23 protein-coding genes are annotated in these 24,635 nt (G+C 62.9%); 12 read left to right on the top strand and 11 right to left on the bottom strand.

Features of this window, described 5'->3' with window-relative positions:
• From PCJ49_RS16060 to PCJ49_RS16090, 7 genes are all read left to right on the top strand, one after another.
• The coding region (locus PCJ49_RS16060; RefSeq protein ID WP_269911813.1) for a heme utilization protein at positions 1 to 2,313 on the top strand (2,313 nt) is incomplete at its 5' end.
• A 209-nt stretch (positions 2,314 to 2,522) separates the two neighbouring features.
• Entirely contained in the window at positions 2,523 to 3,257 is a 735-nt protein-coding gene (locus PCJ49_RS16065) for a TetR/AcrR family transcriptional regulator (protein WP_269911814.1), read from the top strand.
• A 288-nt stretch (positions 3,258 to 3,545) separates the two neighbouring features.
• Positions 3,546 to 5,921 (top strand): TonB-dependent receptor, encoded by a 2,376-nt coding sequence (locus PCJ49_RS16070; protein WP_269911815.1) that lies wholly within the window; start codon positions 3,546 to 3,548, stop codon positions 5,919 to 5,921.
• 148 nt (positions 5,922 to 6,069) lie between these two features.
• Positions 6,070 to 6,750 carry a Fe2+-dependent dioxygenase gene (locus tag PCJ49_RS16075; protein ID WP_269911816.1) on the top strand — a complete coding sequence of 227 codons (681 nt, stop codon included), beginning with the start codon at positions 6,070 to 6,072 and terminating at the stop codon, positions 6,748 to 6,750.
• 169 nt (positions 6,751 to 6,919) lie between these two features.
• Positions 6,920 to 7,066 (top strand): hypothetical protein, encoded by a 147-nt coding sequence (locus PCJ49_RS16080; protein WP_269911817.1) that lies wholly within the window; start codon positions 6,920 to 6,922, stop codon positions 7,064 to 7,066.
• A gap of 19 nt (positions 7,067 to 7,085) precedes the next feature.
• Positions 7,086 to 7,538: a DUF4112 domain-containing protein gene (locus tag PCJ49_RS16085; RefSeq protein ID WP_269911818.1), complete on the top strand. Its 453-nt coding sequence runs from the start codon at positions 7,086 to 7,088 to the stop codon at positions 7,536 to 7,538.
• Between the two features lie 41 nt (positions 7,539 to 7,579).
• A complete protein-coding gene (locus PCJ49_RS16090; protein ID WP_269911819.1) occupies positions 7,580 to 8,089 on the top strand; it encodes a TerB family tellurite resistance protein in 510 nt (169 codons plus the stop codon).
• A 95-nt stretch (positions 8,090 to 8,184) separates the two neighbouring features.
• Here PCJ49_RS16090 and PCJ49_RS16095 read toward each other — a convergent pair whose 3' ends face one another.
• The 8 genes from PCJ49_RS16095 to PCJ49_RS16130 all read right to left on the bottom strand — a co-directional run bounded on the left by PCJ49_RS16095 (position 8,185) and on the right by PCJ49_RS16130 (position 19,329).
• Positions 8,185 to 10,062 carry a methyl-accepting chemotaxis protein gene (locus PCJ49_RS16095; RefSeq protein ID WP_269911820.1) on the bottom strand — a complete coding sequence of 626 codons (1,878 nt, stop codon included), beginning with the start codon at positions 10,060 to 10,062 and terminating at the stop codon, positions 8,185 to 8,187.
• A 527-nt stretch (positions 10,063 to 10,589) separates the two neighbouring features.
• Entirely contained in the window at positions 10,590 to 11,015 is a 426-nt protein-coding gene (locus PCJ49_RS16100) for a hypothetical protein (RefSeq protein WP_269911821.1), read from the bottom strand.
• A 69-nt stretch (positions 11,016 to 11,084) separates the two neighbouring features.
• Positions 11,085 to 14,339, bottom strand: a complete 3,255-nt coding sequence (locus PCJ49_RS16105; RefSeq protein WP_269911822.1) for a CusA/CzcA family heavy metal efflux RND transporter — start codon at positions 14,337 to 14,339, stop codon at positions 11,085 to 11,087.
• Between the two features lie 11 nt (positions 14,340 to 14,350).
• The gene (locus PCJ49_RS16110; RefSeq protein ID WP_269911823.1) at positions 14,351 to 15,589 is read right to left on the bottom strand and encodes an efflux RND transporter periplasmic adaptor subunit; all 1,239 of its coding nucleotides are present in this window, start codon (positions 15,587 to 15,589) and stop codon (positions 14,351 to 14,353) included.
• Positions 15,586 to 16,836, bottom strand: a complete 1,251-nt coding sequence (locus tag PCJ49_RS16115) for a TolC family protein (RefSeq protein ID WP_269911824.1) — start codon at positions 16,834 to 16,836, stop codon at positions 15,586 to 15,588. The genes PCJ49_RS16110 and PCJ49_RS16115 overlap by 4 nt, the downstream gene beginning before the upstream one ends.
• Positions 16,837 to 16,910: 74 nt before the next feature.
• Complete coding sequence (locus PCJ49_RS16120; RefSeq protein WP_269911825.1) at positions 16,911 to 17,159, bottom strand: hypothetical protein; 249 nt, start codon at positions 17,157 to 17,159, stop codon at positions 16,911 to 16,913.
• Positions 17,160 to 17,367: 208 nt separating this feature from the next.
• Positions 17,368 to 18,585, bottom strand: coding sequence for an NADP-dependent isocitrate dehydrogenase (locus tag PCJ49_RS16125; RefSeq protein WP_269911826.1), 1,218 nt, complete (start codon positions 18,583 to 18,585; stop codon positions 17,368 to 17,370).
• Positions 18,586 to 18,729: 144 nt separating this feature from the next.
• On the bottom strand, positions 18,730 to 19,329 hold the full coding sequence (locus PCJ49_RS16130; protein ID WP_089289937.1) for a TIGR00730 family Rossman fold protein: 600 nt from the start codon (positions 19,327 to 19,329) through the stop codon (positions 18,730 to 18,732).
• 279 nt (positions 19,330 to 19,608) lie between these two features.
• Between PCJ49_RS16130 and PCJ49_RS16135 the strand changes: the two genes are divergently transcribed.
• The 4 genes from PCJ49_RS16135 (at position 19,609) to PCJ49_RS16150 (ending at position 22,807) form a co-directional block, all read left to right on the top strand.
• Positions 19,609 to 20,067, top strand: a complete 459-nt coding sequence (locus PCJ49_RS16135; RefSeq protein WP_269911827.1) for a cytochrome c — start codon at positions 19,609 to 19,611, stop codon at positions 20,065 to 20,067.
• A 113-nt stretch (positions 20,068 to 20,180) separates the two neighbouring features.
• Positions 20,181 to 20,864: a cytochrome b/b6 domain-containing protein gene (locus PCJ49_RS16140; RefSeq protein WP_269911828.1), complete on the top strand. Its 684-nt coding sequence runs from the start codon at positions 20,181 to 20,183 to the stop codon at positions 20,862 to 20,864.
• A gap of 42 nt (positions 20,865 to 20,906) precedes the next feature.
• The gene (locus PCJ49_RS16145; protein WP_269911829.1) at positions 20,907 to 21,896 is read left to right on the top strand and encodes a LysM peptidoglycan-binding domain-containing protein; all 990 of its coding nucleotides are present in this window, start codon (positions 20,907 to 20,909) and stop codon (positions 21,894 to 21,896) included.
• A gap of 146 nt (positions 21,897 to 22,042) precedes the next feature.
• The gene (locus PCJ49_RS16150; RefSeq protein ID WP_269911830.1) at positions 22,043 to 22,807 is read left to right on the top strand and encodes a hypothetical protein; all 765 of its coding nucleotides are present in this window, start codon (positions 22,043 to 22,045) and stop codon (positions 22,805 to 22,807) included.
• Positions 22,808 to 22,870: 63 nt separating this feature from the next.
• Here the strand turns inward: PCJ49_RS16150 and PCJ49_RS16155 are convergent, their stop codons facing one another.
• On the bottom strand, positions 22,871 to 23,326 hold the full coding sequence (locus tag PCJ49_RS16155) for a hypothetical protein (RefSeq protein WP_269911831.1): 456 nt from the start codon (positions 23,324 to 23,326) through the stop codon (positions 22,871 to 22,873).
• 213 nt (positions 23,327 to 23,539) lie between these two features.
• Here PCJ49_RS16155 and PCJ49_RS16160 point away from each other — a divergent pair, with 213 nt between their 5' ends.
• Positions 23,540 to 23,842, top strand: coding sequence for a hypothetical protein (locus PCJ49_RS16160; protein ID WP_269911832.1), 303 nt, complete (start codon positions 23,540 to 23,542; stop codon positions 23,840 to 23,842).
• Positions 23,843 to 23,859: 17 nt separating this feature from the next.
• Here the strand turns inward: PCJ49_RS16160 and PCJ49_RS16165 are convergent, their stop codons facing one another.
• Positions 23,860 to 24,132: a hypothetical protein gene (locus tag PCJ49_RS16165; protein WP_089289920.1), complete on the bottom strand. Its 273-nt coding sequence runs from the start codon at positions 24,130 to 24,132 to the stop codon at positions 23,860 to 23,862.
• A 148-nt stretch (positions 24,133 to 24,280) separates the two neighbouring features.
• Positions 24,281 to 24,568, bottom strand: coding sequence for a translation initiation factor IF-1 (infA, locus tag PCJ49_RS16170; RefSeq protein ID WP_089289919.1), 288 nt, complete (start codon positions 24,566 to 24,568; stop codon positions 24,281 to 24,283).
• Between the last annotated feature and the right edge of the window lie 67 nt (positions 24,569 to 24,635).

Below are 24,635 nucleotides of genomic sequence, written 5' to 3' on the forward strand. Positions count from 1 at the left end.
GTTTCCACCCAGATGCAGGGCTTCACGACGGCGCAGTTGAATGCGCTGACGACGACGGCGCTGGCATCGTTGACCACAGATCAGTTGGTCGGTTTGCAGACGGCACAGATCATCGGTCTGAACGGCACACAGATGGGTGCGCTGACGACGACGCAGATCGGTGGCCTGACCAGCACGCAGATGCGTTCGCTGACGACGGCGCAGATTGCGGCGCTGACGGTGACGCAGATCCCGGGCCTGACGGAGACGCAGGTTGGTGCGCTGACGACGACGCAGGTTCGTGGTCTGGAGACAACTGACCTTGCAGCACTGACGACGACGCAGATATCCGGCCTGACCTCGGTCCAGCTGGGTGCGCTGACGACGACGCAGGTTGCCGGGATTGAGACGACGGACCTGGGGACGCTGACGACGACGCAGGTGCGTGGTCTGACGACGGCCCAGCTTGCCGCGCTGACTACCGACCAGACGTCGGCGCTGACGGAGACGCAGTTTGGCGGTCTGACGACGACGCAGCTTCGCGCTCTGGAGACGTCTGACTTTGCGGGTCTGACGACGACGCAGCTTGGTGGTCTGTCTGCTGCCCAGATGCCGGGCCTGACGACGGGTCATTTGAACGCCCTGACGACGACGGCGGTTGTTGCGCTGACCTCGACGCAGCTGGGTGGTTTGCAGACCAGCCAGATTGCGGGCCTGAACAGCACGCAGGTTGGTCTGTTGACGACGGATCAGATCGGCACGCTGGCCTCCACGCAGCTGCGGGCCTTGACCTCGACGCAGATCGGCTCGTTGACGACGACGCAGGTTGCTGCGCTGACGACGACGCAGGTTGGTCAGCTGACGACGACGCAGGTTCGTGGTCTGGAAACGACCGATATCATCGCGATGTCGAGCGACCAGGTTGCCGGCCTGACGACGTTGCAGCTGTCGTCGCTGACGGCGACGCAGTTTGGTTCGATTGAGACGACGGACATTGCCGCACTTTCGTCGACGCAGGTTCGCAGCTTGACGACGGCGCAGGTTGCCGGTCTGTCGACGACGCAGGCTGAGGGTCTGACGACGACGACGCTTGGTGCGCTGACGACGACGCAGGTTCGTGCGCTTGAGACGACGGATCTGGCGCTGCTGACTTCGGTTCAGGTTGGTGGTCTTGTTTCCACCCAGATGCAGGGCTTCACGACGGCGCAGTTGAATGCGCTGACGACGACGGCGCTGGCATCATTGACCACAGATCAGTTGGTTGGTTTGCAGACGGCACAGATCATCGGTCTGAACAGCACGCAGATGGGTGCGCTGACGACGACGCAGATCGGTGGCCTGACCAGCACGCAGATGCGTTCGCTGACGTCGGCGCAGATTGCGGCGCTGACGACCGATCAGATCCCGGGCCTGACGGAGACGCAGGTTGGTGCGCTGACGACGACGCAGGTTCGTGGTCTGGAGACAACTGACCTTGCAGCACTGACGACGACGCAGATATCCGGCCTGACCTCGGTCCAGCTGGGTGCGCTGACGACGACGCAGTTTGGTTCGATTGAGACGACCGACCTTGTGGTGCTGACGACGACGCAGGTTCGTGGCCTGACGACGGCCCAGCTTGCCGGTCTGACCACTGACCAGACATCGGTGCTGAGCTCGACGCAGTTGAGTGGTCTGACGACAACGCAGGTTCGTAGTCTTGAATCGTCCGACTTCGCCGTGTTTACTTCGACCCAGGTGCCTGGCCTTAACTCCACCCAGCTGCAAGGGTTGACTACGGCACAGATCGGAGCGCTGACGACTTCGGCTCTGGCGTCGCTGGAAACCACTCAGCTGGTTGGTCTGACCTCAACCCTTGTGTCCGGGTTGAGCACAACCCAGGTTGCGTCGCTGACAACCACTCAGATCGGTGGCTTCACGGCCACTCAGGTTCGTGGCTTCGAAACGACTGATCTGGCGGTGTTGACGACCACCCAGGTTGCGGGCTTCTCCACAACCCAGATCGTCGCTTTGACAAGCTCGCAAATCCGTGGGTTCGCCGATACGACCATCCCCGGATTGTCCACCGATCAGGTCGCTGCCTTGACATCCTCGCAACTTGTTGCGCTGACGACGACGCAGCTCACTGCACTGACGAGCACTCAGGTCGGGGGCTTTACAACGACCCAGGCACGTGCACTGACCTCGACGCAGATTGCCGCCTTCACCACGACCCAGATTGGTGGGTTGGAGACGACGGACATCGCGGCGATGACAGACACGCAGGTTCGGGCTTTCACCTCTGTGCAGACAGGGGCGATGACCAACGACCAGATCAACGCGCTGTTTGCCTGATAATGCGTTGCCGACCGGCTGTAAGGGCCGGTCGGTATCGGATGAAAGCAATGAAACAGGGGCACCGTTCCGGCGGTGCCCCTTTTTTTGGCTTAGTCGTCGGGCCAGGTTTAACGTCGTCCTTTGACAGCTTGCCGTTGGAGTTGACGTACCGCCCGGCGCGGGTGACCTTGGCGCCGGGCCATATCGTTGGTGGTCAAGACAGGTGGGTGGTGGGAAAGTTGGAACAGGGTGGGGAACAGTCCGGCGCTGCGGTGGGGCGCGGTCCCCGGTCTGAGAAGGGGGAGGAGACGCGGGAGCGGATCTTGGATGCCGCAGAGAAGCTGTTCGCCCGGCATGGCTTCTACGGTGTCAGCGTGCGCCAGATCACCGGGGAGGCCGGGGTGGATGTGGCGCTGGCCCATTATTATTTCGGCACCAAGATGGGATTATTCGATGCGGTGTTCCTGCGCCGGGCAGAAATCCTCAACCGGGAGCGGATCGCTTCCCTCAACCGCTATCAAGCCGATCCGGGGCCGGAAGGCCCGACGGTTGAAGGGGTGATAGAGGCCTTTGTCGGGCCGATGCTGGATATCTGGGCGGCGGGCGGGCGCGGCTGGTCGGATTATTTTGCTCTGCTGGCGCAGGTGAACAACACCCCTGACTGGGGCGGGCAGACCATGGCCCGCTATTTCGATCCGGTCATCCACCGCCTGCTGGATGTGCTGCGCCCCATCCTGCCGGGAGCGACGGAGGCGGATTTGCTCTGGAGTTATCAGTTCCTCTCCGGCGCCATGCTGCTGGCCTTCGCCCAGACCGGCCGGATTGAACGACTCTCCGGCGGTGCCCTGGTATCCGATGATGTCGCGGCGGTGCGGGCCCGGATGCCCCGCTATATCGCCGCCGGTTTTCGCGCCGTTTGTGGCAATAAAGCTGCTCCGCAGGCCGATAAAGCCATGCCTTGAGCGACGGGCTGTGCTGCGTCTCTGCCGGATCGGTATAAATAAATAATTATTTCAATAACTTACGTGAACTATTGGTGATGGCACCGTTGCCTCTGCTTCTGCGCGACAACATTGTTAATGTGAATTGTTCGCAATATCGTGCGCGCAGCCAAACATTCTTCCGGCCTTGCGGCCGTGAGGGTGCCGGCAAGGAAATACCAGGACCATCCGGGCCTGAATTTGCGTATGCGAATAACATTGAGAATGAATTGCCCGCCGAAATATACGGTGAAGGGAAGGGTCTCTGAAATGGAAGATAAGTCGGGTTCGACTCTGGTGCGTGGTCGTATGGCCTTGATGGCGGCGCTTTCTGCCGGTGTGGTCTCGTCAGTGGCGGCACCCGCTCTGGCGCAGCAGGCACAGCCGGCCCAGCAGGGCAATGCCAGCGGCGGCACCATGATGCTGCCGACGCTGAGCGTCGAAGGCCAGGGCGTGGCCAATGAGAAGAAGCCGCCGGAGCGGGTGGCGTCGCCGAAATATGTCGCCCCGCTGCGGGACACGCCGCAGACCATCACCGTCATTCCCAAGGCGGTGATGCAGGAACAGAACCTGATTTCGCTGACCGATATCCTGTCCACCGTACCGGGCATCACCTTTGGCGCGGGTGAGGGCGGGGCCGGTGGTTCCGACAGCGTCAATCTGCGCGGCTATTCCGCCAACAGCGACATCACCATCGATGGCGTGCGCGACAGCGGCGCCTATGTGCGCAGCGACAGCTTCAATGTGCAGCAGGTCGAGGTGACGAACGGAGCCAATTCCGTGTTCAACGGCTCTGGCTCCGTCGGCGGCACCATCAATATGGTCAGCAAGGTGGCGCAGGATGACCGCTTCACCGAAGCGACGGCCGGCATCGGCACCGACAATTATTACCGCGCCACGGTGGATACCAACCAGAAGCTGGATGAGAATACTGCCATCCGTCTGAATGGCATGTGGCACCGCAACGATGTGCCCAAGCGCGATGTGGAGGATGCCAAGCGCTGGGGCATCGCCCCGTCGATCACCCTGGGCCTGAATACCGACACCCAGGTTTCCATCAGCTATCTGCATCAGCAGGATAATAATATCCCGCTTTATGGTGTGCCCTACGGCTTGAACGCTGTTTCACGCGGGCCGCTGGCCGGTATCGACCGCGAGGCCTACTACGGCTACAGCAATATCGATACGCAGGAGAGCACGTTGAACATGGCCACCCTGAAGGTGGATCATCGCTTCAACGACACGCTGTCGATCAGCAACCTGACCCGCTGGCAGCAGGTGGACAGCTTCGTCACCACCTCTTACCTGCAGGGGACCTGGTGTCTGGCCAATGGCATCAACGCCTATACCGGTGCGCGCTGCACCCCGGCGGGTATCTTCACGCCCAGCACCAATCGCGGCATCACCCGCGATGCCGATACCAGCATCTTCTATAACCAGACCGATCTGAAGGCCTCGCTGCAGACCGGCAGCATCAAGCATGATATCGTGCTGGGTGCCGCCATCTCGTCGGAGAAGTTCGACCAGAGGTCGGGCAACCGCCTGCGCAATCCGGATGGTACGGTGCCGACGGCCAGCTTTGTGCCGATCTCCATCGCCAATCCCAACAGCGTCTGGACCGGACCGGATAATTTCATCGTGACCGGCGATGTGGATTCCACGCTGAACAACCAGGCTATCTACCTGTTCGACCGCACCCAGCTGTCCGAGCAGTTCGAGCTGAATGGCGGTCTGCGCTGGGAGCGGACCGACGGTGACTATCACAGCACCACCTATGCCTATACGGCCACCGGAAAGACCACCACGGTCAGCCCGACGGCCAGCAACAAGGAGCATCTGTTCTCCTGGCGCGTCGGGGCGGTCTATAAGCCGCTGCCCTTCGGTTCGATCTATATCGGCTATGGCAATTCCAAGACGCCGTCGCAGAGTGCGGTCAATGGTGCCTGCTCCACCACCGCCAACAGCCTCAGCTGCAATGTGAAGCCGGAAACGGCGGAAAATATCGAGCTGGGTACCAAGTGGGATGTGCTGGATGAGCAGCTGTCGCTGACCGCCGCCATCTTCCGCAATGACCGCACCAACTACAAGGTGGCCTCCAACGAGCCGGGCGTGCCGGATCAGCAGCTGGATGGCAAGTCGCGGGTGGATGGCGTCGCTTTGGGTGCTGCTGGCCATATCACGCCGGAATGGGGCCTGTTCGCCAACTATACGTTCCTGGATAGCGAGGTGCTGCAGGGCGTTTCCGATTACTGCCTTGCCAACCCGACCCAGGCCAGTTGCGCCAGCTCGCTTGCTGCTGCCAACGGTCGCCAGGGTGCGGCGCTGACGGCCACGCCGCGCCATGCCTTCAGCATCTGGACCACCTATGACCTGCCGGTTGGGGTGCAGTTGGGCTATGGCGTGACCTATCAGGGCAAGTTGCTGCCCAACAACTCCGACGCCCTGGCCATGTACAAGGTGCCGGCCTATTGGGTCCACCGCGCGGCTGTGTCTTATCAGCTGAATGATCAGGTGAAGCTGCAGCTGAATGTCACGAACCTGTTTGACGAGACCTATTATACCAAGATCCGCAGCAACGCGACCAATGGCTGGGCCAACCCCGGCACGGGGCGCAATGCCACGCTGACGGTCGGCTACACGTTCTGATCTGACGCTGAAGAGCGCTGCAAGGGGGAAGGGGAGCGGCCGCACAGCCGCTCCCCTTTTTCATGGGGGCATTGATGCAAATCAGAGTGGCTCTCAGAAGCGACTGTTATAGGCTGGCTCCCTTGCTGTTTTCACCAGGATATGCACCATGTTGATCGCCATCCCCAATGTGCTGACCCCGGAGCAGGTGGGGCAGGCCCGCGCGGCCCTGGATGCGGCTGACTGGGTGGATGGGAAGGGGACCGCCGGGTTCCAGTCCGCCAAGGTGAAGGATAATGCCCAACTGCCGGAGAACCACCCGGTGGCGCAGGAACTGGGGCAGATGATCCTGCAGGCGCTGTCGCGCAACCTGCTTTTCATGTCGGCGGCCTTGCCGTCCCGGATTCTGCCGCCGATGTTCAACCGCTATGCGGGGGGGCAGCATTTCGGCGCCCATGTCGATAATGCCATCCGGCTGGTGCCGGGCACCGGCCAGCGCCTCCGCACCGACCTCTCCTGCACCCTGTTTTTCGCGGAGCCCGACGAATATGACGGTGGGGAGCTGGTGATTGAGGATCTGTTTGGCACCCAGCAGGTGAAGCTGCCGGCCGGTCACATGGTGCTTTATCCCAGCAGCAGCCTGCACCATGTCCGGCCGGTGACGCGCGGCGCGCGCGTGTCTTCCTTCTTCTGGGTGCAGAGCATGATCCGCGATGATGCACAGCGCCGCATCCTGTTCGATATGGACATGGCGATTGTGCGCCTGAACCAGGATGTCCCCGACCATCAAGGCGTGCTGTCGCTGACCAACAGCTATCATAACCTGCTACGGCTCTGGGCGGATGTGTGATGGGTGGTCAGTGTGGCCGCTGAATATTTTTACCGGCAGGGCTTGTGCCATGCGGAATGGCTTCTTACATCAGGTCAGTCTCGGGTCCGGGCCCCTCTGACGTGGTTTAACGCCACGTGATGTCGGACTCCTTGGACGAAGCTGTCGCTTGGTCGTGAAGGAGCCTGTTATGACCTATCAATTGCCGTACATTATCCGATTTGCCCAGGTTGCCACCGCCCTGCACCGTGCGCGGGCAATCCGGCGGCCGGGATTGTTCCGGCTGTCCTGGCCGCGTCGGCAGCGGCTGGGCGCCTGGTGGTTGGCCGCGATCTGACGCGCAAAGGCCGCCCCGAATGCCCCCGCGTTTGCGCTCCTATGCCCCGGTTCTGGCAACCGGGGCGGGCTTTTCTGACCGTCACTGGCGTGTGCGGCGACGGTTGGATCGTGTCTCGGGTCTGTTGGACCATGCCTTTCGCCTGCCGTTGCTCGGCTGGCGCTTCGGGCTGGACCCGGTGCTGAATCTGGTCCCTGGTCTTGGCACATTGGCCAGTGGCGGCATCTCCGCCTGGCTGATCGTGGAGGCTGCCCGGCTGCGGGTGCCGCGTTCCCTGCTGGTCCGCATGGCGGGCAATGTGGCGCTTGATACCGTTCTGGGGGCCATTCCCCTGGTCGGTTGGGCCGCCGATTTCGTCTTCAAGGCCAATGACCGCAATATGAGGTTGCTGCGCCGCCATCTGGATGGCGCGCATCCTTTCCGTGATCCCCAGGGTGGGCCGCTGATCGATGGCACGGCCGCCGCCCTTTGAGGGATGTTTTCCAAACATATAACTTGGCAGGATGTGATCCTATGAGCTTGTTCGGTATGTTCAAGAGCGATAAGGGCGAGCAGATGACGCCGCACAAGGCGTTCACCATCGCCCTGATCTACACCATGGCCGCTGATGGCGAGATGGACCCCGAAGAGGTGGGCCATCTGCTGGCGGTGATCGGTGGCGACAGCAAGGGTGGTGTTATTGGCGTTGGTGCCAATAACCAAGCCCTGCTGGACTCGGCCTTCAAATATGTCCGCAGCCACAGCCATGAACAGTTCCTGGCCGAGGCGACCCCAGTGCTGACCACGGCACAGCGCCTGTGCATCCTGATGAATCTGGTGGACAGCGCGCTGGCCGATGGCGATGCGGAGCCGGAGGAGCGGGTCTTCTTCGACAAGGCCCAGCAGGCCTTTGGCATTACGGATGAAGAGTTCCGGCCTTATTTCGAAGTCATCATGATGAAGAATGACCGGTCGGTCTTCCGTGACCAGAACCACCCGATGAACCAGCCCGGTTTCAAGGTCGGCCTGTCCGGCCAGCACTGAGGCAAATGACAAGGGGGTGGCGACCTGCGGGCCGCCACCCCCTTGTCAGGACATTATACCCCCGGCGCCAACATCCGTTGGCTTGCTATCACCTGTTATGCTGCGCGGGCATTTTCCAGGAACTGCGCCACCTGGCGGGACAGCCGGCTGGCGCCACCAGAGAGTTCGCCGGCGGCGGTTCGCACCTGATGGGCGGCATCGCCGGTTTCGCTGGTGGACTGGTTCAGACCGGTGACATTTTGCGTCACCTCCTGCGTGCCGGCGGCGGCCTGGGTGATGTTGTTGGCAATTTCCCGCGTTGCCGCCTGTTGTTCCTCTACCGCCGCCGCGATGGCTGCCGCTGTGGAATGAACGTCGCGCACCGACTGGGTGATCCCCTGCAGGGCAGCGCCGACCCGGTCACTGGCACCCTGAATTTCCGCGATCTTGTCGCGGATACGGTCGGTGGCGGTCGCCGTCTGGTTGGCGAGCCCCTTCACTTCGCTGGCGACCACGGCAAAGCCCTTGCCAGCTTCGCCTGCCCTTGCCGCTTCAATCGTGGCATTCAGGGCCAGCAGGTTGGTCTGGCTGGCAATGGCATTGATCAGATCGACAACCTCCCCCACCTCGCGGGCGGCATCGGCCAACTGCGCCATCAGCACGTCGGCATGGCCGGCATCTTCCACCGCCTTGCTGGTGCGGCCATTGGCGGCTTCCGCCTGCCGGCCAATTTCCTGGATGGAAGCCGCCAGTTCCTCCGTCGCGCTCGCCACAGTGGCGACATTGGCGCTGGCCTGCAGGGCAGCGGCGGCCACGGCAGCGGACTGGTCGTTCGCACGGCCTGCCGTCTGGCTGAGGCTGACGGCAGCATTCGCCATCTCCTCTGCTGCCTGGCTGACCAGATCGACAACGCCTTTTACATTGGTTTCAAAATCGTCGGTCAGCTTCACCTGCTGCGTGATCAGCGACCAGGTCAGCATCGGGGCGACATAATTGCCGGCCGTATCGCGGATGGCGCTGACGCGCAGATCCATCACCTCACCCCCGACACGGATCTTGGCGTGGTGGGGCAGATTGGCCGGATTGGCCAGGATGCGCCGCTGATGTTCGGGGTGCTTGTGCAGAATGTCGATAGACTGGCCGACCATCTCATCCACCTTGCAGGGCAACAGGTTCTCAATCGTCTTCAGCACCTGCTGGCTCTGCTTGTTCATATAGGTGATGCGGAAATCATTGGCTGGATCGCAGGTCATCACGCCCAGCGGCAGCTCGGCAATCATCTGCGCCTGGGCGAAGCACTGGGTTACTGTTACCCCCAATGTATCGGTGGCATTGGCAATGCGGCCGATTTCGTCACGGCGTGTCCATTTCAAGGGGGCCACCGGCTCATTCCGGCTCAATTTTCCGAGAATGTCCGCCACACGGCGCAAGGGTGCAGCCACCAGCCGGGAAAGCATCAACGCCAGTATCACAGCGAAAATGGTGACCAATATTGCACCACCCCAAATGGCGACCATGGCGTGCTGCTTTTCGTCTTCTGCGGCCTGAACGATGCCGGCCAGCCGTGTCTGTTCGGCGATCAAGGCGCCGGTGACCGTCTCATGTAATTTGGCCTGAAGGGTACGCCCGGTAGGGCTGTTAGCGATCTCCCGGGCCTTGTTGACACCATCCGTCTGGGCCATCAGCGCCACTTCCTGGTCCCCGACCTTTTGGCGCCATTCTGCGGCCACGGTTGACAGGGCCTGCAAGCGCTGTTGCTGCTCCGGCTCCGTGGCCAGTTGCTGTGCTTTTTGTATTGCCTCGTCAAAATTACCGCCCGCTTTACGGTATTGTTCGACGAAGGAGGCATTGCCGGTGGCCATATAGCCGCGCACAGATGATTCCTGCCGCGTGCTGGCAAGCTCTGCGGCTGACAGGACCAGCAGCATTTCCTGGGATTTGCTGTTGCGTTGCAATGCGCTGTCAAGCTGGTTCAACCCATCGGTCGTAACCATGCCGGCAACCAGGACAACACCAATCACGGTCCCAAAGGACACACCCAATTTTGAAAGGATCGAGAGATCGATGAGTCGCATGATTTTCCCCATTCACCGGCGATGACAGGCGGCGCCCGTTATTCTAGGGGGAGCTTAGAGCATTTGTTTTGAACAAATTAAGTCTGGAATCTTACTGCAACTGGATAGCCTATCCTTTGGGTCAGGCTGGCATGAAAATCAATTTTTATCGTCAGAAGCCTATTGAAATCCGTCGTGATCACTCCAAAAGCGATGCTCTACTATAGTTATATTTTTTTTGAATCGCATTGATAGGTGTAGTACGTGTTTTTTCCGGCGCGTAAGAACCATTTTTAGTTTTGTCCGTTTTGATGAAAATAATTATGATGTGAGTTGAATAGAACTTATCCCACATTGGTTGATGCATTGTTAACCTGCGCCCCACGGGGCGCATAAGCCATGCCATTGGTATCCTGACGTTGGCGGCATTGATCATACGTCTTGAAAAATGCCGCCAACTCAACGTTTCAGTGTGCGTGGCCGCCCAGCTCAAACCGGGCCTGACCCGACGTGCCGTCCTTGCTCCGCACACTGACCAGTGCGTCGGCACCATCCGGCGCCTTGCCGCTGGCCTGGAGGTGATCGCCGGCGGGGGCCAGGATCAGCGTCCCCTTGCGGGTGCTGCCCTGGGTGAAAAGCAGGCTGGCCTGTATGCCGTCAACCGCCACCGGCTTGTCATTGGCCGGGTCCAGCAGGTAGAGCCGGACGGTGCCATCCGCCAGCACCAGTTCCGCCTCGAACCCGGCAAGCTTTTGCACGATGCCGCCATGCGGGCCTTTGGCATCGGCGGGGTGTGAATGGTCGTGGCCATGGCCGTGGGCATGGTTCTCGGCTGCCAGGGCGGTGCCGGTGGCGAATAACAGGCCGGCGGTCAGCAGGAACGGCTTCAACATGATGGTTTCCTTCCTTTGATGAACGGGATGGGGGCCCGGCGGCAGGGGCCGCCGGGCTTTGGCAAAGGCTCAATGGGGGGTGGTTGGCAGGGCAGGGGCTTCCGCCTCCTCCTCCGCTTCGCCGACCAATGGCCCGGCGAAGCGGCGGTAGAGTGCTGGCAGCACCAGCAGGGTCAGCAAGGTGGCGGTGATCAGCCCGCCAATGACCACGGTGGCGATGGGGCGCTGCACCTCTGCCCCCGGGCTGGTGGAAAGCGCCATGGGCACAAAGCCCAGGCTGGCCACCAGGGCTGTCATCAGCACCGGGCGCAGGCGGGTCTGTGCCCCCTCCCGCACCGCCTGTTCCAGCGCCATGCCCCTGATCCGCAACTGGCGGATATAGGAGAGCATGACCAGACCATTCAGCACGGCGATGCCGGACAGGGCGATCATGCCGACGGCGGCGGAGATGGAAAATGGCATCCCGCGCAGGAACAAAGCCAGGATGCCGCCGGTCAGCGCCAGCGGCACGCCGCTGAATACCAGGGCCGCATCCCGGCCGGAGCCCAGGGCGCTGTAAAGCAGCAGGAAGATCAGGGCGAAACAGGCCGGCACCACCAGCGTCAGCCGTTCCCGCGCGGCGATCAGGTTTTCAAACTGGCCGCCCCAGTTGATCCAGTAACCGGCGGGCACCGTCACCTGGGTGGCGATGCGCGCCTGCGCCTCGGTCACGAAGGAGCCGATATCCCGCCCGCGCACATTGGCCTGCACCACGATGCGGCGCTTGCCATTTTCGCGGCTGATCTGGTTGGGCCCCTCGGCGATGCTGAAGCTTGCCACTTCCCCCAGCGGTACGGTGCGCACCGCCGTTTCCCCCCGGCCCGCCACCGTTTCGGCGGGCAACGGGATGGGCAGGGCGGCCAAGGCAGCGGGATCGTTGCGCAGCGCCTCCGGCAGGCGGGTGACAATATTGAAGCGGCGGTCACCCTGGTAGAGCAGGCCCGCTTCCAGCCCGCCCACGGCCATGGCCAGCACCTCCTGCACATCGGCCACGGACAGGCCGTAGCGGGCGGCCTTGGCCCGGTCTACCTCCATATTCAGGTACGTCGCACCGGATACCTGTTCCACCCGTACATCGGCTGCCCCCGGCACGGCTTGCACAACAGCGGAAATCTGGTTGGCGGTGGCCAGCAGCGTGTCGAAATCATCGCCGAACAGCTTGATGGCGACATCGCCACGCACGCCGGCCAGCAATTCGTTGAACCGAAGCTGGATCGGCTGGCTGACCTCATACACCTGCCCCGGCAGGGCACCCACGGCCTTTTCCAGCCGCTTGACCAGTTCAGCCTTGGACAGCGACGGGTCCGGCCATTGGTCGCGCGGCTTCAACATGACGAACATATGGGAGATGCCGGGGGGCATCACGTCGGTGCCGATTTCCGCCGTCCCGGTTTTGGAGAAGGCGAAGGCCACCTCCGGGAAGGCGGTGATGGTCTTTTCGATCTCCAATTGCTGGCCGGTGGCCTGATCCAGCCCGGTGCTGGGGATACGGAAGGCATTCAGGGCCAGATCGCCTTCATCCAGTTGTGGGATGAATTCCTGGCCCATCTGGCTGAACAGCAGCAGACTGCCACCAAACAGCAAGGCTGCCAGCGCCGCCAGCCGCAAGGGAGCTTTCAGCGCCCGGTCCAGCAGGGGGCGATAGGCGGTGCCGGCGCGGCGGATGATGATATTCTCCTTCTCCTCCACCTTGCCGGAAACGAAGATGGCGATCAGGGCTGGTACCAGGGTCAGCGACAGGATGAAGGCCGCCACCAAAGCGATGATAACGGTCAGGGCCATCGGCTCGAACATCTTGCCTTCCACCCCGGTGAAGGTAAGCAGCGGCAGATAAACAACGATGATGATGGCTTGGCCATAGACGGAAGGCTGGATCATCTCCTTGGCGGCGATGGTCACCTCGCTCAACCGTTCGCGCAGGGTCAGCACCCGGCCCAGATGGTGCTGACGCTCCCCCAGCCGGCGCAGGCAGTTTTCCGCGATGATGACGGCGCCATCGACGATCAGGCCGAAATCCAGGGCGCCCAGGCTCATCAGGTTGGCGCTGACCCCGGCCTTCAACATGCCGGTGGCGGTCAACAGCATGGTGACGGGGATGACCAGGGCGGTGATCAGGGCCGCCCGGATATTGCCCAGCAGCAAGAACAGCACGGCAATGACCAGCAATGCCCCCTCGGTCAGGTTCCTGGCCACGGTCTTCACCGTGGCATTCACCAGATCGGTGCGGTCCAGCACCGTCTTTGCCATAATGCCGGCAGGCAGGGAGCGGCGGATATCCTCCAGCTTGGCATCCACGGCAGCGGCCACGGTGCGGCTGTTCTGGCCGATCAGCATCAGGGCGGTACCCACCACCACTTCACGCCCGTTTTCAGAGGCACTGCCGGTGCGCACCTCCTGCCCCGGCTGGATGGCGGCCACATCGCCCAGCCGTACCGGCACGCCCTCCCGCGTTGCCACCACCACCTGGGCGATCTGGTCGGGCGTGGCGATGCGCCCGTCTGAGCGCACGATGAACAGCTCGCCATTGCGCTCCAACTGCCCGGCCCCCAGGCTCTGGTTGGCGCGTTCCAGCGCCCGGCCCAGCTCCGCAAAGGTCAGGTTGAAGGCGATCAGCCGGGCCGGATCGGGCATGACATGGAACTGGCGGACATAGCCGCCGATCGTGTCCACGCCGGCCACCCCCTTCACCCCCTTCATCTGGGGGGAGACGATCCAATCCTGCACCGTGCGTAGATATGTGGCCCGCTCCACCTCACTGGTCAGGCTTTCGCCTTCCGGGGTCAGGAAACTGCCATCGGGTTGCCAGCCGGGCTTGCCGGCCTCCGCTTTCGCCTGTTCGAACGGTGCATATTCCACCGTCCACATATAGACCTCGCCCAGCCCGGTGGAGATCGGACCCATGGTGGGGGCAAGGCCGGGGGGAAGCTGTTCCTTGGCTTCCGTCAGCCGCTCGCTCACCTGCTGGCGGGCGAAATAGATATCCACCTTCTCCCCGAAAATGGCCGTCACCTGCGACAAGCCGTTGACGGAGATGGAGCGGGTGCTTTCCAGCCCGGCAATACCGGCCAGGGCTGTTTCCACCGGATATGTCACCTGCTGTTCAATTTCGAACGGCGACAGGGCCGGGGCCAGCGTGGTGATCTGGATCTGGTTGTTGGTGATATCGGGAACCGCATCAATGGGCAGACGCAGCAGCGACTGCACACCAAAGGCGGCGGCGACCGCCACCAGCAGCACCACCAGAAAGCGGCGCTGGATGGCGAAAGTGAGGATACGTTCGATCATGCCAACGTTCCTCAATGCGAATGCGAATGGGCGGCGGCCCCGCGCGATGCCTCGGCCTTCAACAGGAAGGTGTTGCCCGTGGCCACCTGATCGCCGGGGAACAGACCGAATAGCACTTCCGCCACGCTGCTGTTGCGGCGGCCGATTTCCACCACGCGCGGTTCAAACCCCTCCGCATTGCGCACAAACACGACGGTTTCGCCCTTCAGCGTCTGCAGGGCAGAGGCGGGCACGGTGATATCCGCCGCCTCGCCGCTGCCGGCCTCGATGGCGCCGCTGGCGAAGTCACCGGGCCGCCAGTGGCCTTCGGCATTATCCACCTGTGCCACCACGCGGGCGGCCCCCGTGGCCGGGTCGATGGTGGGGGCGACGAAGATCACCTTTCCGTCACCCTGCTGGCCATGGTTGCCCTTCAACACCAGCCGCTGCCCCTCCCGCACCTGGGGCAGGTCGGCGGCATAGACGGGCAGTTCCACCCAGACCTGTGACAGGTCGGCAATGGCAAAGGCCTCCTTCTCCGCCGCCACCAGCTCCCCGCGCTGCAGGTTGCGGGCGGTGATGCGACCGGCGATGGGCGCGCGCAGTTCCAGCCGCGCCAGGCTGGCCGGGTTCTGACTGGGCAAGGCCTTGATATCGCTTGCACTCAGGCCCAGTGCTGCCAGTCGCTGGCGGGTGGCATCCAGGCTGATGCGGGCGGTTTCGGCCGCCGTGCGGGCGTCCAGATAATCCTGCTCGGCCGAGATTTTCTTGCGCCAGAGGCCTTCCTCACGCTTCAGGGTGCCGGCGGCCAGCCCCTCCTGCCGCTGGGCGGAAAGATAGGCGGCCTTGGCGTCGGCCAGTTCGGCACTATCCAGCACGGCCAGCACCTCCCCCGCCGCCACCCTGTCGCCCAGCCGCTTGGGCAGTTCCACCACCACGCCGGGGAGGCGGGTGGTCACGCTGCTCATCCGGTCGGCATCGGCGGTGACGCTGCCCATCACCCGCACCTCGCCGGTGACGGCGGCGGGGCCGGCGGCGACAAGGGTAATCTTGGCCTTGGCAATCTGCTCCGCCGTCAGATGCACATTGCCGTCGCTTTCCTCCTCCTCGCCATGCGCATGGCCGCCTTCGGCAGCGTGGTTGTGGCCATCGCCCTCGGCGTGTTTTTCGTCCTTGGGCGCGTGGTCGCCGGGACCGGCGAAGGCATGGGGTGCGCCGCCGGTGGCCAGGGCTGCCAGACAGACACCGATCAGCAGGAATTTCTTGGTCATCGTGCCCCCTCTGCGCCGGTCACGGCGGCGGTTGCGGTCAGCCGGTCCAGCTCAGCCCGCGCGTTATGAAAGCCCTGGAGTGTGTTGATCAGGTCGCGCCGCGCCTCAAACAGGGTGCGCTGCGCCTCCAGCACCTCCAGGTAGGCGAACTTGCCTTGGCGATAGCCTTCCTGGGCGGCGGCAAAGGCCGTTTCCGCCGTGGGAATGATCTGATCTTTCAGGGCGGTGGCGCCATCGCGGGCAGCGTCCAGATTGGCCTGGGCGGCAGCCAGCCGCCGGTCACGGTCGATCCGCTCGGCGGCCAGATCGGCCTCTGCCGCCGTCAGTTCGGCGCGGGCGCGGGCAATCGCCCCCCGATTCTGGTCAAACACGGGGATCGGCACGCTGACACCAACCAGGAAGGCATTATTGTCCCCCTCCCGGAACTGGCGGAAGCCGGCAGAGACCGTCACGTCGGGAATGGCTTTGGCCCGTTCCACCGCCAGATCGGCGCGGCCCTGGCGCACGGCGGTCTGCTGACGCAGCAGGTCCGCCGATTCCCCCGTTTGGACGGCCGGGGCGCTGTCCAGCCGGGTGAACCAATCATCCACCAGATGCTGGCCCGTTTGCGGGATACCGGTCAGCCCGGCCAGCATCTGCCGGGCCAACTGGGCGCGGCGTTTGGCCTGATCCAGTACCATCTGAGCCTGCCGTCGGGCGATTTCTGCCCGGCTCAACTGGATCGGCGCTTCCCGACCGGCATCCAGCCGTGCCTGGATGGCGCGTTCCACCTCGCCGGCCAGCCGTACCTGATCATCGGCCAGGGCCAGATCGGCCTCGGCGGCCAGGGCTTCGGCAAAGGCCAGCCGCACATCGCGCGTCAGGTCCAGCCGGCTGATCTCCAGATCATAGCCGGCGCGGGAAAGGCCGGCGCGGGCGGCATCCACCCGCGCGCCCCGCTTGCCGCCCAGCTCCAGCGTTTGGGACAGGCTGTAGGTGCGTTCAGAACTGCGGAAATCCCGATAGGGACCAGAGCCCTTGAAATTCTCCATCTCGACGGAGAGCTGGGGATTGGGGGCGACATCGGCCTGATCGACACCGGCGGCGGCGGCCTGTCGGCGGGCCTGGGCGGCAGCGGTACGTGGCCCCGTTTCCAGGGCCTGGGCGATGGCGGCCTCTATGGTCAGGCTGGCTGGCGGCTGTTGCGCCATTGCCAGCGGCACCCCGGCGATAACCATCGCCAGGGCGGTAACAAGATGAATGCGCATGGAAACTCCCACATGCGGACAAGCAGATCGCGGGGACGCCACGGGGGGCGGTCACCCGGCTTCAGGTCGGCTTGTCAGGCGCGTGGGGGTTCTTCGGGCTGGCGCGGCTCGGCGCTGGCCGGTGGCGTTTCGCTATCGGCGCGGTACAGGGTCGGTTCCCAGAAGGCGGGTTCCGACACATGTGTCAGGCGGACATGATCGGCCACATGGATATGGCTGCAGCAATGATGCGCATCCATCCCGTGAGGCGCGTCCGGCGCCGGGGAAGCGTCCGTGCAATCCAGCGTACCGGCATCCGCCACGCCATGCACATGCTCCGGCATCACGTCCCGGGCATGGATGCCGGGAGCGTTGAACAGGAATGCCACGAGCAACAGAAGGGCGGCGAAGCAGCGCATGGGACCTAAGATAGGGTGATTGCGGATGGTTCGCAAGGGAGGTGGTGCCACCTTTTGCTCAAAAGAAAACCCCGGCACCATCGGCACCGGGGTTCCCCATCACAACGAAACCTGTACGGTTTCGCCCATCGCCTTACTTGGCGCGGGCGGCCTGCAGGTTTTCGTCCAGCTTGGCCAGGAAGTCCTGGGTGGTCAGCCACTTCTGTTCCGGCCCGATCAGGGTGGCCAGATCCTTGGTCATGTAGCCATCTTCCACCGTGGCCACGCAGACCTTTTCCAGGGTCTTGGCAAACTCCACCACGTCGGGCGTGTTGTCGAACTTGCCGCGATAGGTGAGGCCCTGGGTCCAGGCGAAGATGCTGGCGATCGGGTTGGTGGAGGTGGGCTTGCCCTTCTGATGGTCACGGAAGTGACGGGTCACGGTGCCGTGGGCGGCTTCCGCTTCCACCGTCTTGCCATCGGGGGTCATCAGCACCGAGGTCATCAGACCCAGGGAGCCGAAGCCCTGCGCCACCAGATCGGACTGCACGTCGCCGTCATAATTCTTGGCGGCCCACAGGAAGTTACCGGACCACTTCAGGGCGGACGCCACCATGTCATCGATCAGGCGATGTTCATAGGTGATGCCGGCGGCCTGGAACTTGTCGGCGAATTCCGCCTCGAACACTTCCTGGAACAGGTCCTTGAAGCGGCCATCATAGGCCTTCAGAATCGTGTTCTTGGTGGACAGGTACACCGGGTAGCCGCGCATCAGGCCATAATTCATGCAGGCGCGGGCAAAGCCACGGATCGATTCATCGACATTGTACATGCCCATGGCAACGCCCGGCCCGTCGAAATCGAACACGGTGTGGCGGATGTTGCTGGTGCCATCGGCGCTGGTGAAGGTGATGGACAGGCGGCCGGCGCCGGGGATGATGAAATCCGTGGCCTTGTACTGGTCACCGAAAGCATGGCGGCCGATGACGATCGGCTGGGTCCAGCCGGGCACCAGACGCGGCACGTTCTTGCAGATGATCGGCTCGCGGAAAACGGTGCCGCCCAGGATGTTGCGGATGGTGCCGTTGGGCGACTTCCACATCTGCTTCAGGTTGAATTCCTTCACCCGCGCTTCGTCGGGGGTGATGGTGGCGCACTTCACGCCCACGCCGTAATGCTTGATGGCTTCGGCGGATTCGATGGTGATCTTGTCGTCCGTCTTGTCGCGGGCTTCCACGCCCAGATCGTAATACTTCAGATCGACGTCAAGGTACGGCAGAATCAGGCGGTCCTTGATGAACTGCCAGATCACGCGGGTCATTTCGTCGCCGTCGAGTTCCACGATCGGATTGACGACTTTGATCTTCGACATGGAAGCGCTCTCCCAGGGTTCAAGAGGGCGGACCTGTTATCTGGTCCGCCCGGCGGTGGCCAATAAAGCCTATTTGCAATAACGTCGCAACAGCCCCGCAACCGGTAACTTTCGTTCAAGGGGCGGGGCTGGCCTGCGGTATCATCAAATCCGCGCCGTCTGCGCCTCGCGCATCGGGGTCGGTTGCACCGACAATAGCGGCAGGATCGATTCCACGTCATTGACGATCTGATACAGCTGGCTGCTGGCACCCGGCAGGTTGGGTTTGCGCATGAAGCCGGTGGCCTGCATATGGTCCATCAGGGCCAGCAGCGGATCCCAGAAGCCATTGATATTGACGATGATCACCGGCTTGGCGTGCAATTGCAGCTGACGCCAGGTGATGATCTCGAACATCTCGTCCAGGGTGCCGATGCCGCCCGGCAGCACGATGAAGGCGTCTGAACGCTCCACCATCATGCGCTTGCGGGTATGCATACTGTCGACCACATGCAGCTCGGTCAGGCCGGTATGGTCCACCTCGAACTTCTGGATATGGTCGGGGATGATGCCGATGACACGGCCGCCGGCAGCCAGGGCGGCATCGGCGGTGATTCCCATCAGGCCGACATTGCCGCCGCCATAAACGATCTCCAGCCCGGCTGTGGCCAGCAGATGGCCGGTTTGTTTCGCCGCCTGCTTATAGGCCTCATCCACATAATTCGATGAACCGCAGTAAACGCAGACGGAACGGATATTCGACATGATCAACGCATTTCCCTGACGACGGATACCGGTGATGGGCCCGTAAAAGCTGGTGTTGACGGCAGATGCCGGAATGGATGCTGGCGGCACTCTGTCACGCCATAAAGGATGGGTAAACCCGCAGCTTGTTCCCAATGTGGCTTTCTTGCCTCTTGCGGTTATGGGGCGGTACCAACAAATTGCGGGGCGGATGTGCTGCGGTGCATCCACTGACCCCCATCCGGGACGCCGCCTTAATCCTTTGGCGCCGGCCCGGCGCCAGGATGACAGGAGAATCGAATGAAGCGTATTCAGGGCTTGCTGATCGCCGGTTTGGTGGCTGCCGGTGTGCTGTCGGCTGGCGTCGCCGTCGCTGCACAGGACCCGCTGGCCGTGGTTGACGCGCGCAAGACCGAGCTGAAGAAGGCCGGCGGCGCCATGAAGGCCATTGGTGCCTTCCTGAAAGAGGGCAAGGGCACCGTCGCCGATGTGCAGGCCGGCGCCGCCACCATCGAGGGCGTTTCCAAGGCCTTCCCCGGCTGGTGGCCGACCGGCACCGCCATTGGCGTGGGGGAGAGCGAAGCCAAGCCCAACATCTGGGAAAATATGGATGATTTCAAGGCCAAGACCGTGGCGTTCCAGACCGCTTCCGCCGAACTGGTGACGGCCGCTGCTGGCGGTGACAAGGCCGCCATCGGTGCGGCCCTGGGCAAGGTGGGCGGCACCTGCAAGGGTTGCCACGAAACCTACCGCAAGTAAGCCTGTGCCGTCCCCCTGCCAGGGCTTCGGCGGGGGGACGGCATAAACCCGCAGGCGGCGGTGCTTCACGGCTTCAGCCGTCTTTCGTCATGATTCTCCAGTGGGATAAGGCCATGGGCCGGAACAAGGACAAGACCGCTGTCACCCGCAGGGTCATGGTGTGGGATTTGCCGGTGCGCCTGTTCCATTGGTCGCTGGTGTTCTGTATCGCTGCGGCCTGGTGGTCGGCCGAAAATGATGCCATGGATTGGCACATGCGCTTTGGCTATGCCGTGCTGGCGCTGCTGCTGTTCCGGCTGATCTGGGGGCTGGTGGGCAGCCAGACGGCACGGTTCAGCCAGTTTGTGCGCGGGCCAGCGGCCATTCTGGCCCATCTGCGGGAACTGGCGGCACCCGGTCGCATGGCGGCCCATGCTGGGCATAATCCGCTGGGGGCGCTGGCGGTGATCGGGCTGCTGACCGTGGTGACTGTGCAGGCCGTGACCGGCCTGTTCACCAGCGACGGCATCATGGTGGACGGGCCCTTGGCGGGCAAGGTCAGTGGGGCGACATCCGCCCTGATGCGCACGATCCACAAGGGCAATTTCAATCTGTTGCTGGCCATTGTCGGCCTGCATATCGCCGCCATCTTGCTGTATGCCGGGTTGAAGCGCCTGGATCTGGTGCGGCCGATGGTGACGGGACGGGCGGCTTTGCTGGCGTCGGAGCCGGCGCCACGGATCGTTTCGCTTTTCCGGGCGTTTATGGTAGCAGCCATAGCGACCGCCGCCATCTGGGCCCTGATCAGCTTTGCCTGATCCAGGGCTTCCCGCATGATTGCGAAAAAGGTTCCACTGCCCGTGAATCGCAAACAGCTTCTGATCCCCGCCGCCATTGTCGCCGTTGCCGCCATCGGCGCGGGTGCCTTCTATCTGCAGGGCCAGGGGGGCGACAAGGCCACCCCCGGTGCGGCCAAGCTGGCGGCAAGCGCCCCGGCGGCGCTGCCCGCCGGCCCCACCTTTGACGTGGTCCGGGTGGAACCGGCGGGCAATGCCGTCATCGCCGGCCGCGCCACACCGGGGCATAATGTGCGCATCCTGGATGGCGACAAGCTGTTGGGCGCTGTCACGGCCGATGCGCGCGGCGAATGGGTGTTCCTGCCCCCCGATCCGCTGCCGCCGGGCGCGCGTGAATTACGGCTGGAGGCCGTGGGGCCGGATGGCACGGTAACCGCCGGCCTGGGAACGGTTGTGCTGGCGGTGCCGGAGAGCAACCGTGATCTGGCGGGCCGTCGCCAGGATGGCACGGGCGATGCCCTGGCAGTGCTGACCGGCCCGCAGGGTGACAGCCGCGTCTTGCAGAAGCCGCGCGGCGCCGGTGGCGACGGTGCACCCCGTCCGGCGGGCGAGGTGACGATCGACACCATTGATTACGACCGCGGCGGCCGCGTCACCGTTGGCGGCCAGGCCAAGGCCGGGTCGGAGGTGATGCTCTATGTGGAAAATAACCTCATCGGCCGGATACAGGCCGATGAGGCTGGTCGCTGGTCATTGACGCCGGATCGCGGGCTGGAAAATGGCCGCTATAGCCTGCGGGCCGATCAGGTTCTGAATGGCGCCAAGGTTGCCAGCCGGGCAGAGGTGGAGTTCGACAAGAAACCTCTGCCGGAAAATATGGCCGGTAACCGTGCCGTGGTGGTGGTTCCCGGCAATAATCTTTGGACCATCGCCCGCCGCTCTTATGGCGAAGGACCGCGCTATACGATGATCTTCGAGGCGAACCAGGGCCAGATCCGCGATCCGGACCTGATCTATCCTGGCCAGATTTTCATGATGCCGGATAATAAATAGAACGTTTCCTAAAAGAGAAAATCCCCCTGGTCATACGCGCGCCCCTGTCTTATCGTCAGCCGGGTGTCCGTTGACGTAAAGGGGAGGGGCGCTTGCGGCATTTCTGGTTCGGTCTCGGGCTTGTCTTGTGCCTGCTGGGGTTGTTCATGCCCCTGCTGGAGCTGTTCAACCTGATGCCCGACCGGCTGTCGCCCGCGACCGTCCGCCTGGAGCGGGAAGATGGGCAGGTCGCCGGCGTGGTTCGGCATATCCAGACAGGGGAGGATGCGGCCCTGCGCGGTATGGTGCCGCCCGCCCTCTGGGAACAATTATCCCCCGTTCTGCCAGCCCTGCGCGATGCGCTGCCAGCCGCCCCCGTGGAACAGCGGTTGCTCTCCGCCCATTGGGGGCAAAACCTTGCCGTTACCTATGAACTGAAGGGGTCCGATGGACGCCATGCCCTGCTGAATATCGTTCTGGAACGGGAGGAGACGGCGCGTCTTCTGGGAATTCAGGTCAACCCGCTGAAAGCGCCCCTGGCAGAATTGAACGGTTTTCATCTGAACGGCCTCAGCGGGGAGCATTATGCCCTGCTGGCGCTGATGCTGGTGATCGCTGCGGTTAAGGTGGTGGCATTGACACTGATGTGGCGCTGCAAGGTTTTGCGGTTTCGCTGGCTCTGGACCCTTTTTGTCTGTGCCGGCCTGGGGCTGGTGACGATGGATTGGGCGGGCAACCTCAATCTGCATCTGCTGATGGCCGGGATCATGACGGAGGGCTTTCAAAAGCCGGTGCTGTATCTGCCCTGGTCGCTGAAATTCGCCCTGCCGGTGGGGGCGGCCATATTCCTGATCCTGCGGCTGATCTGGCGGGAGGATCAGGCGTTGGCGCAGCCCCTGGCACCGGTAAACACCCCGGTCGGCGGGGGCTGATCGCCCGTTGCAGCGGCGTCTGTGCCGCCCGATCAGCACGTGATGAGGGGCGCCCCGTTACTGCTACAGGCAATCCCCCAGCACGCGCAAATAGGGGCGGGCTTCCTGCAGGAACTGCACGGTTTCATACATCAGGTCGGCCAGGGTCATGGCGCCCTCAACCTCCACCTGCCCCAGCACCAGAATCTTCTGCTTTTCATCGACGATGAATTTGGCGCGGTCCAGCCCATTGGTGGCCCGCAGCACCGTCATCAGCCGCGCCCGCTTCTGCGGCGATTCGATGGAATAGGGCAGATAGCCCACCTCTGCCCAGATCTGGAACACCGTATGGTCTTGCCGGGGCATCAGGCTGACATGAAACATCAGCCCGTCCAGGAAGAAGTGATGGCGTGAACTGACGCTTTCCCGATTGACGGTGACACCACCATCATCATCCATGCGCAGTGTACCGGGGGCGATGGGCAGGCCCCTCTCCACCTCATGTACCAGCTTGGCAACCGTCTCAAGCGCCTGTGACAAGGGGACTCTCCCTCTGCCGCCCCCAAATTGGGGGGAACCTGTCCATGGGTGAATTCGATATAGGGGACAAGTCCCCCGGTCCAGTGAATTATCATAACGATAAAGCCCTGGTTTAAAAAGACGAAGCGCAGGCTTCGCCTTCTCCTCATGCGCTGGCATAGTGGCAGAGAATAATTAACCAACCGTTGCATCAGGGAGCGAAGACGAGGGGCCATGGTCACCTACCCCGATCTTACCGATCTGCCGGAGGAGGTGGCGGCGGCCGTGGTGCGGCTGGTACGGCTGGTCAACCAGATGCGTCATCGCTACCCGGACCTGGACCGTTTCGCCCTGTCGGTGGAAAATGAGGTTGATCTGCGGGCGGCCGTCATTGTCAGCCGGCATATCGAGAAACATTGCCGGGATTTTGAGCTGCTGCTCTCGCCCTGGGACGGCAGCCGGCTGATGGAGACGATACAGGCGCAGGGGCGGATGGGGGAGCCATCGCCCCTGCGCCGACGCAAGGATCCGGGCTGAACCTGACCGGGCGGCCTTTACTGATCGTCGCCGCCGCTGCGGTCATTGGCGATATCGTCGGCCAGTTCCGCCGCCATTTCGGCGAACAGGTCGGCATCGGCCTGCACGCCATTGGCCTCGCAGATGCGCATGAAGACGCGGTAGCCGTGCAGAATCGCCACATCCATGGCCGCCTGATCGCCTTCTTCGCTGTAGCGATCCTTGATGCCCTGTTCTTCCAGCGTGCCGAGCACATCCATCTCGGCGGCTTTCAGGACGGCTTCCATCGCCTGCTTGTGAAGACTGGACATGATTATTCCCCGTGAACCAATAGAAACGCGGCCGCGCCCCGTCCCCGGAGCATCGGCCGCCAGCAGATATAGTGTTAGCAGTTTTGTGACCGTATGACCGCTGAAGGCTTTTCAGTGCAGCTAGGCACTACCTTCAACGGTTGTCCGGTCAGTGACGGCGTGGGCCGCCGGGGCGGCGGGGCGGGCCACCGGCGGGCGGCGGGCCGCCGGCGCGCTCATCCTTGTGACGGAAGGTAATACGCCCCTTGTTGAGGTCATAGGGGGTCATTTCCACCGTCACCCGGTCACCCGCCAGGGTGCGGATGCGGCTTTTGCGCATTTTGCCGGCCGTATAGGCGATGATCTCGTGGCCATTTTCCAGCGTCACGCGGAAACGGCCATCCGGCAGGGCTTCCTGAACGGTGCCCTCAAACTCAATGAACTCTTCTTTGGCCATCTGGCCTCTCCTTGCAACGGCGGCGGCAGCACTGATCGGGCCGCTGCCGCCTGTCTGATCCATGTAC

It is taken from the genome of Niveispirillum sp. BGYR6 (genome assembly GCF_027568365.1).
Classification (GTDB): Bacteria; Pseudomonadota; Alphaproteobacteria; order Azospirillales; family Azospirillaceae; genus Niveispirillum.

What these genes read in the sequence shown, in the direction of transcription:
- PCJ49_RS16120 (WP_269911825.1), bottom strand. Translation starts at nt 17,159, where the DNA reads ATGCCGGAGCATGTGCATGGCGTGGCGGATGCCGGTACGCTGGATTGC.
- PCJ49_RS16140 (WP_269911828.1), top strand. Translation starts at nt 20,181, where the DNA reads ATGGGCCGGAACAAGGACAAGACCGCTGTCACCCGCAGGGTCATGGTG.
- infA (WP_089289919.1), bottom strand. Translation starts at nt 24,568, where the DNA reads ATGGCCAAAGAAGAGTTCATTGAGTTTGAGGGCACCGTTCAGGAAGCC.
- PCJ49_RS16075 (WP_269911816.1), top strand. Translation starts at nt 6,070, where the DNA reads ATGTTGATCGCCATCCCCAATGTGCTGACCCCGGAGCAGGTGGGGCAG.
- PCJ49_RS16150 (WP_269911830.1), top strand. Translation starts at nt 22,043, where the DNA reads ATGCCCCTGCTGGAGCTGTTCAACCTGATGCCCGACCGGCTGTCGCCC.
- PCJ49_RS16125 (WP_269911826.1), bottom strand. Translation starts at nt 18,585, where the DNA reads ATGTCGAAGATCAAAGTCGTCAATCCGATCGTGGAACTCGACGGCGAC.
- PCJ49_RS16115 (WP_269911824.1), bottom strand. Translation starts at nt 16,836, where the DNA reads ATGCGCATTCATCTTGTTACCGCCCTGGCGATGGTTATCGCCGGGGTG.
- PCJ49_RS16090 (WP_269911819.1), top strand. Translation starts at nt 7,580, where the DNA reads ATGAGCTTGTTCGGTATGTTCAAGAGCGATAAGGGCGAGCAGATGACG.
- PCJ49_RS16130 (WP_089289937.1), bottom strand. Translation starts at nt 19,329, where the DNA reads ATGTCGAATATCCGTTCCGTCTGCGTTTACTGCGGTTCATCGAATTAT.
- PCJ49_RS16080 (WP_269911817.1), top strand. Translation starts at nt 6,920, where the DNA reads ATGACCTATCAATTGCCGTACATTATCCGATTTGCCCAGGTTGCCACC.
- PCJ49_RS16100 (WP_269911821.1), bottom strand. Translation starts at nt 11,015, where the DNA reads ATGTTGAAGCCGTTCCTGCTGACCGCCGGCCTGTTATTCGCCACCGGC.
- PCJ49_RS16165 (WP_089289920.1), bottom strand. Translation starts at nt 24,132, where the DNA reads ATGTCCAGTCTTCACAAGCAGGCGATGGAAGCCGTCCTGAAAGCCGCC.
- PCJ49_RS16135 (WP_269911827.1), top strand. Translation starts at nt 19,609, where the DNA reads ATGAAGCGTATTCAGGGCTTGCTGATCGCCGGTTTGGTGGCTGCCGGT.
- PCJ49_RS16160 (WP_269911832.1), top strand. Translation starts at nt 23,540, where the DNA reads ATGGTCACCTACCCCGATCTTACCGATCTGCCGGAGGAGGTGGCGGCG.
- PCJ49_RS16095 (WP_269911820.1), bottom strand. Translation starts at nt 10,062, where the DNA reads ATGGTTACGACCGATGGGTTGAACCAGCTTGACAGCGCATTGCAACGC.
- PCJ49_RS16105 (WP_269911822.1), bottom strand. Translation starts at nt 14,339, where the DNA reads ATGATCGAACGTATCCTCACTTTCGCCATCCAGCGCCGCTTTCTGGTG.
- PCJ49_RS16070 (WP_269911815.1), top strand. Translation starts at nt 3,546, where the DNA reads ATGGAAGATAAGTCGGGTTCGACTCTGGTGCGTGGTCGTATGGCCTTG.
- PCJ49_RS16085 (WP_269911818.1), top strand. Translation starts at nt 7,086, where the DNA reads ATGCCCCCGCGTTTGCGCTCCTATGCCCCGGTTCTGGCAACCGGGGCG.
- PCJ49_RS16110 (WP_269911823.1), bottom strand. Translation starts at nt 15,589, where the DNA reads ATGACCAAGAAATTCCTGCTGATCGGTGTCTGTCTGGCAGCCCTGGCC.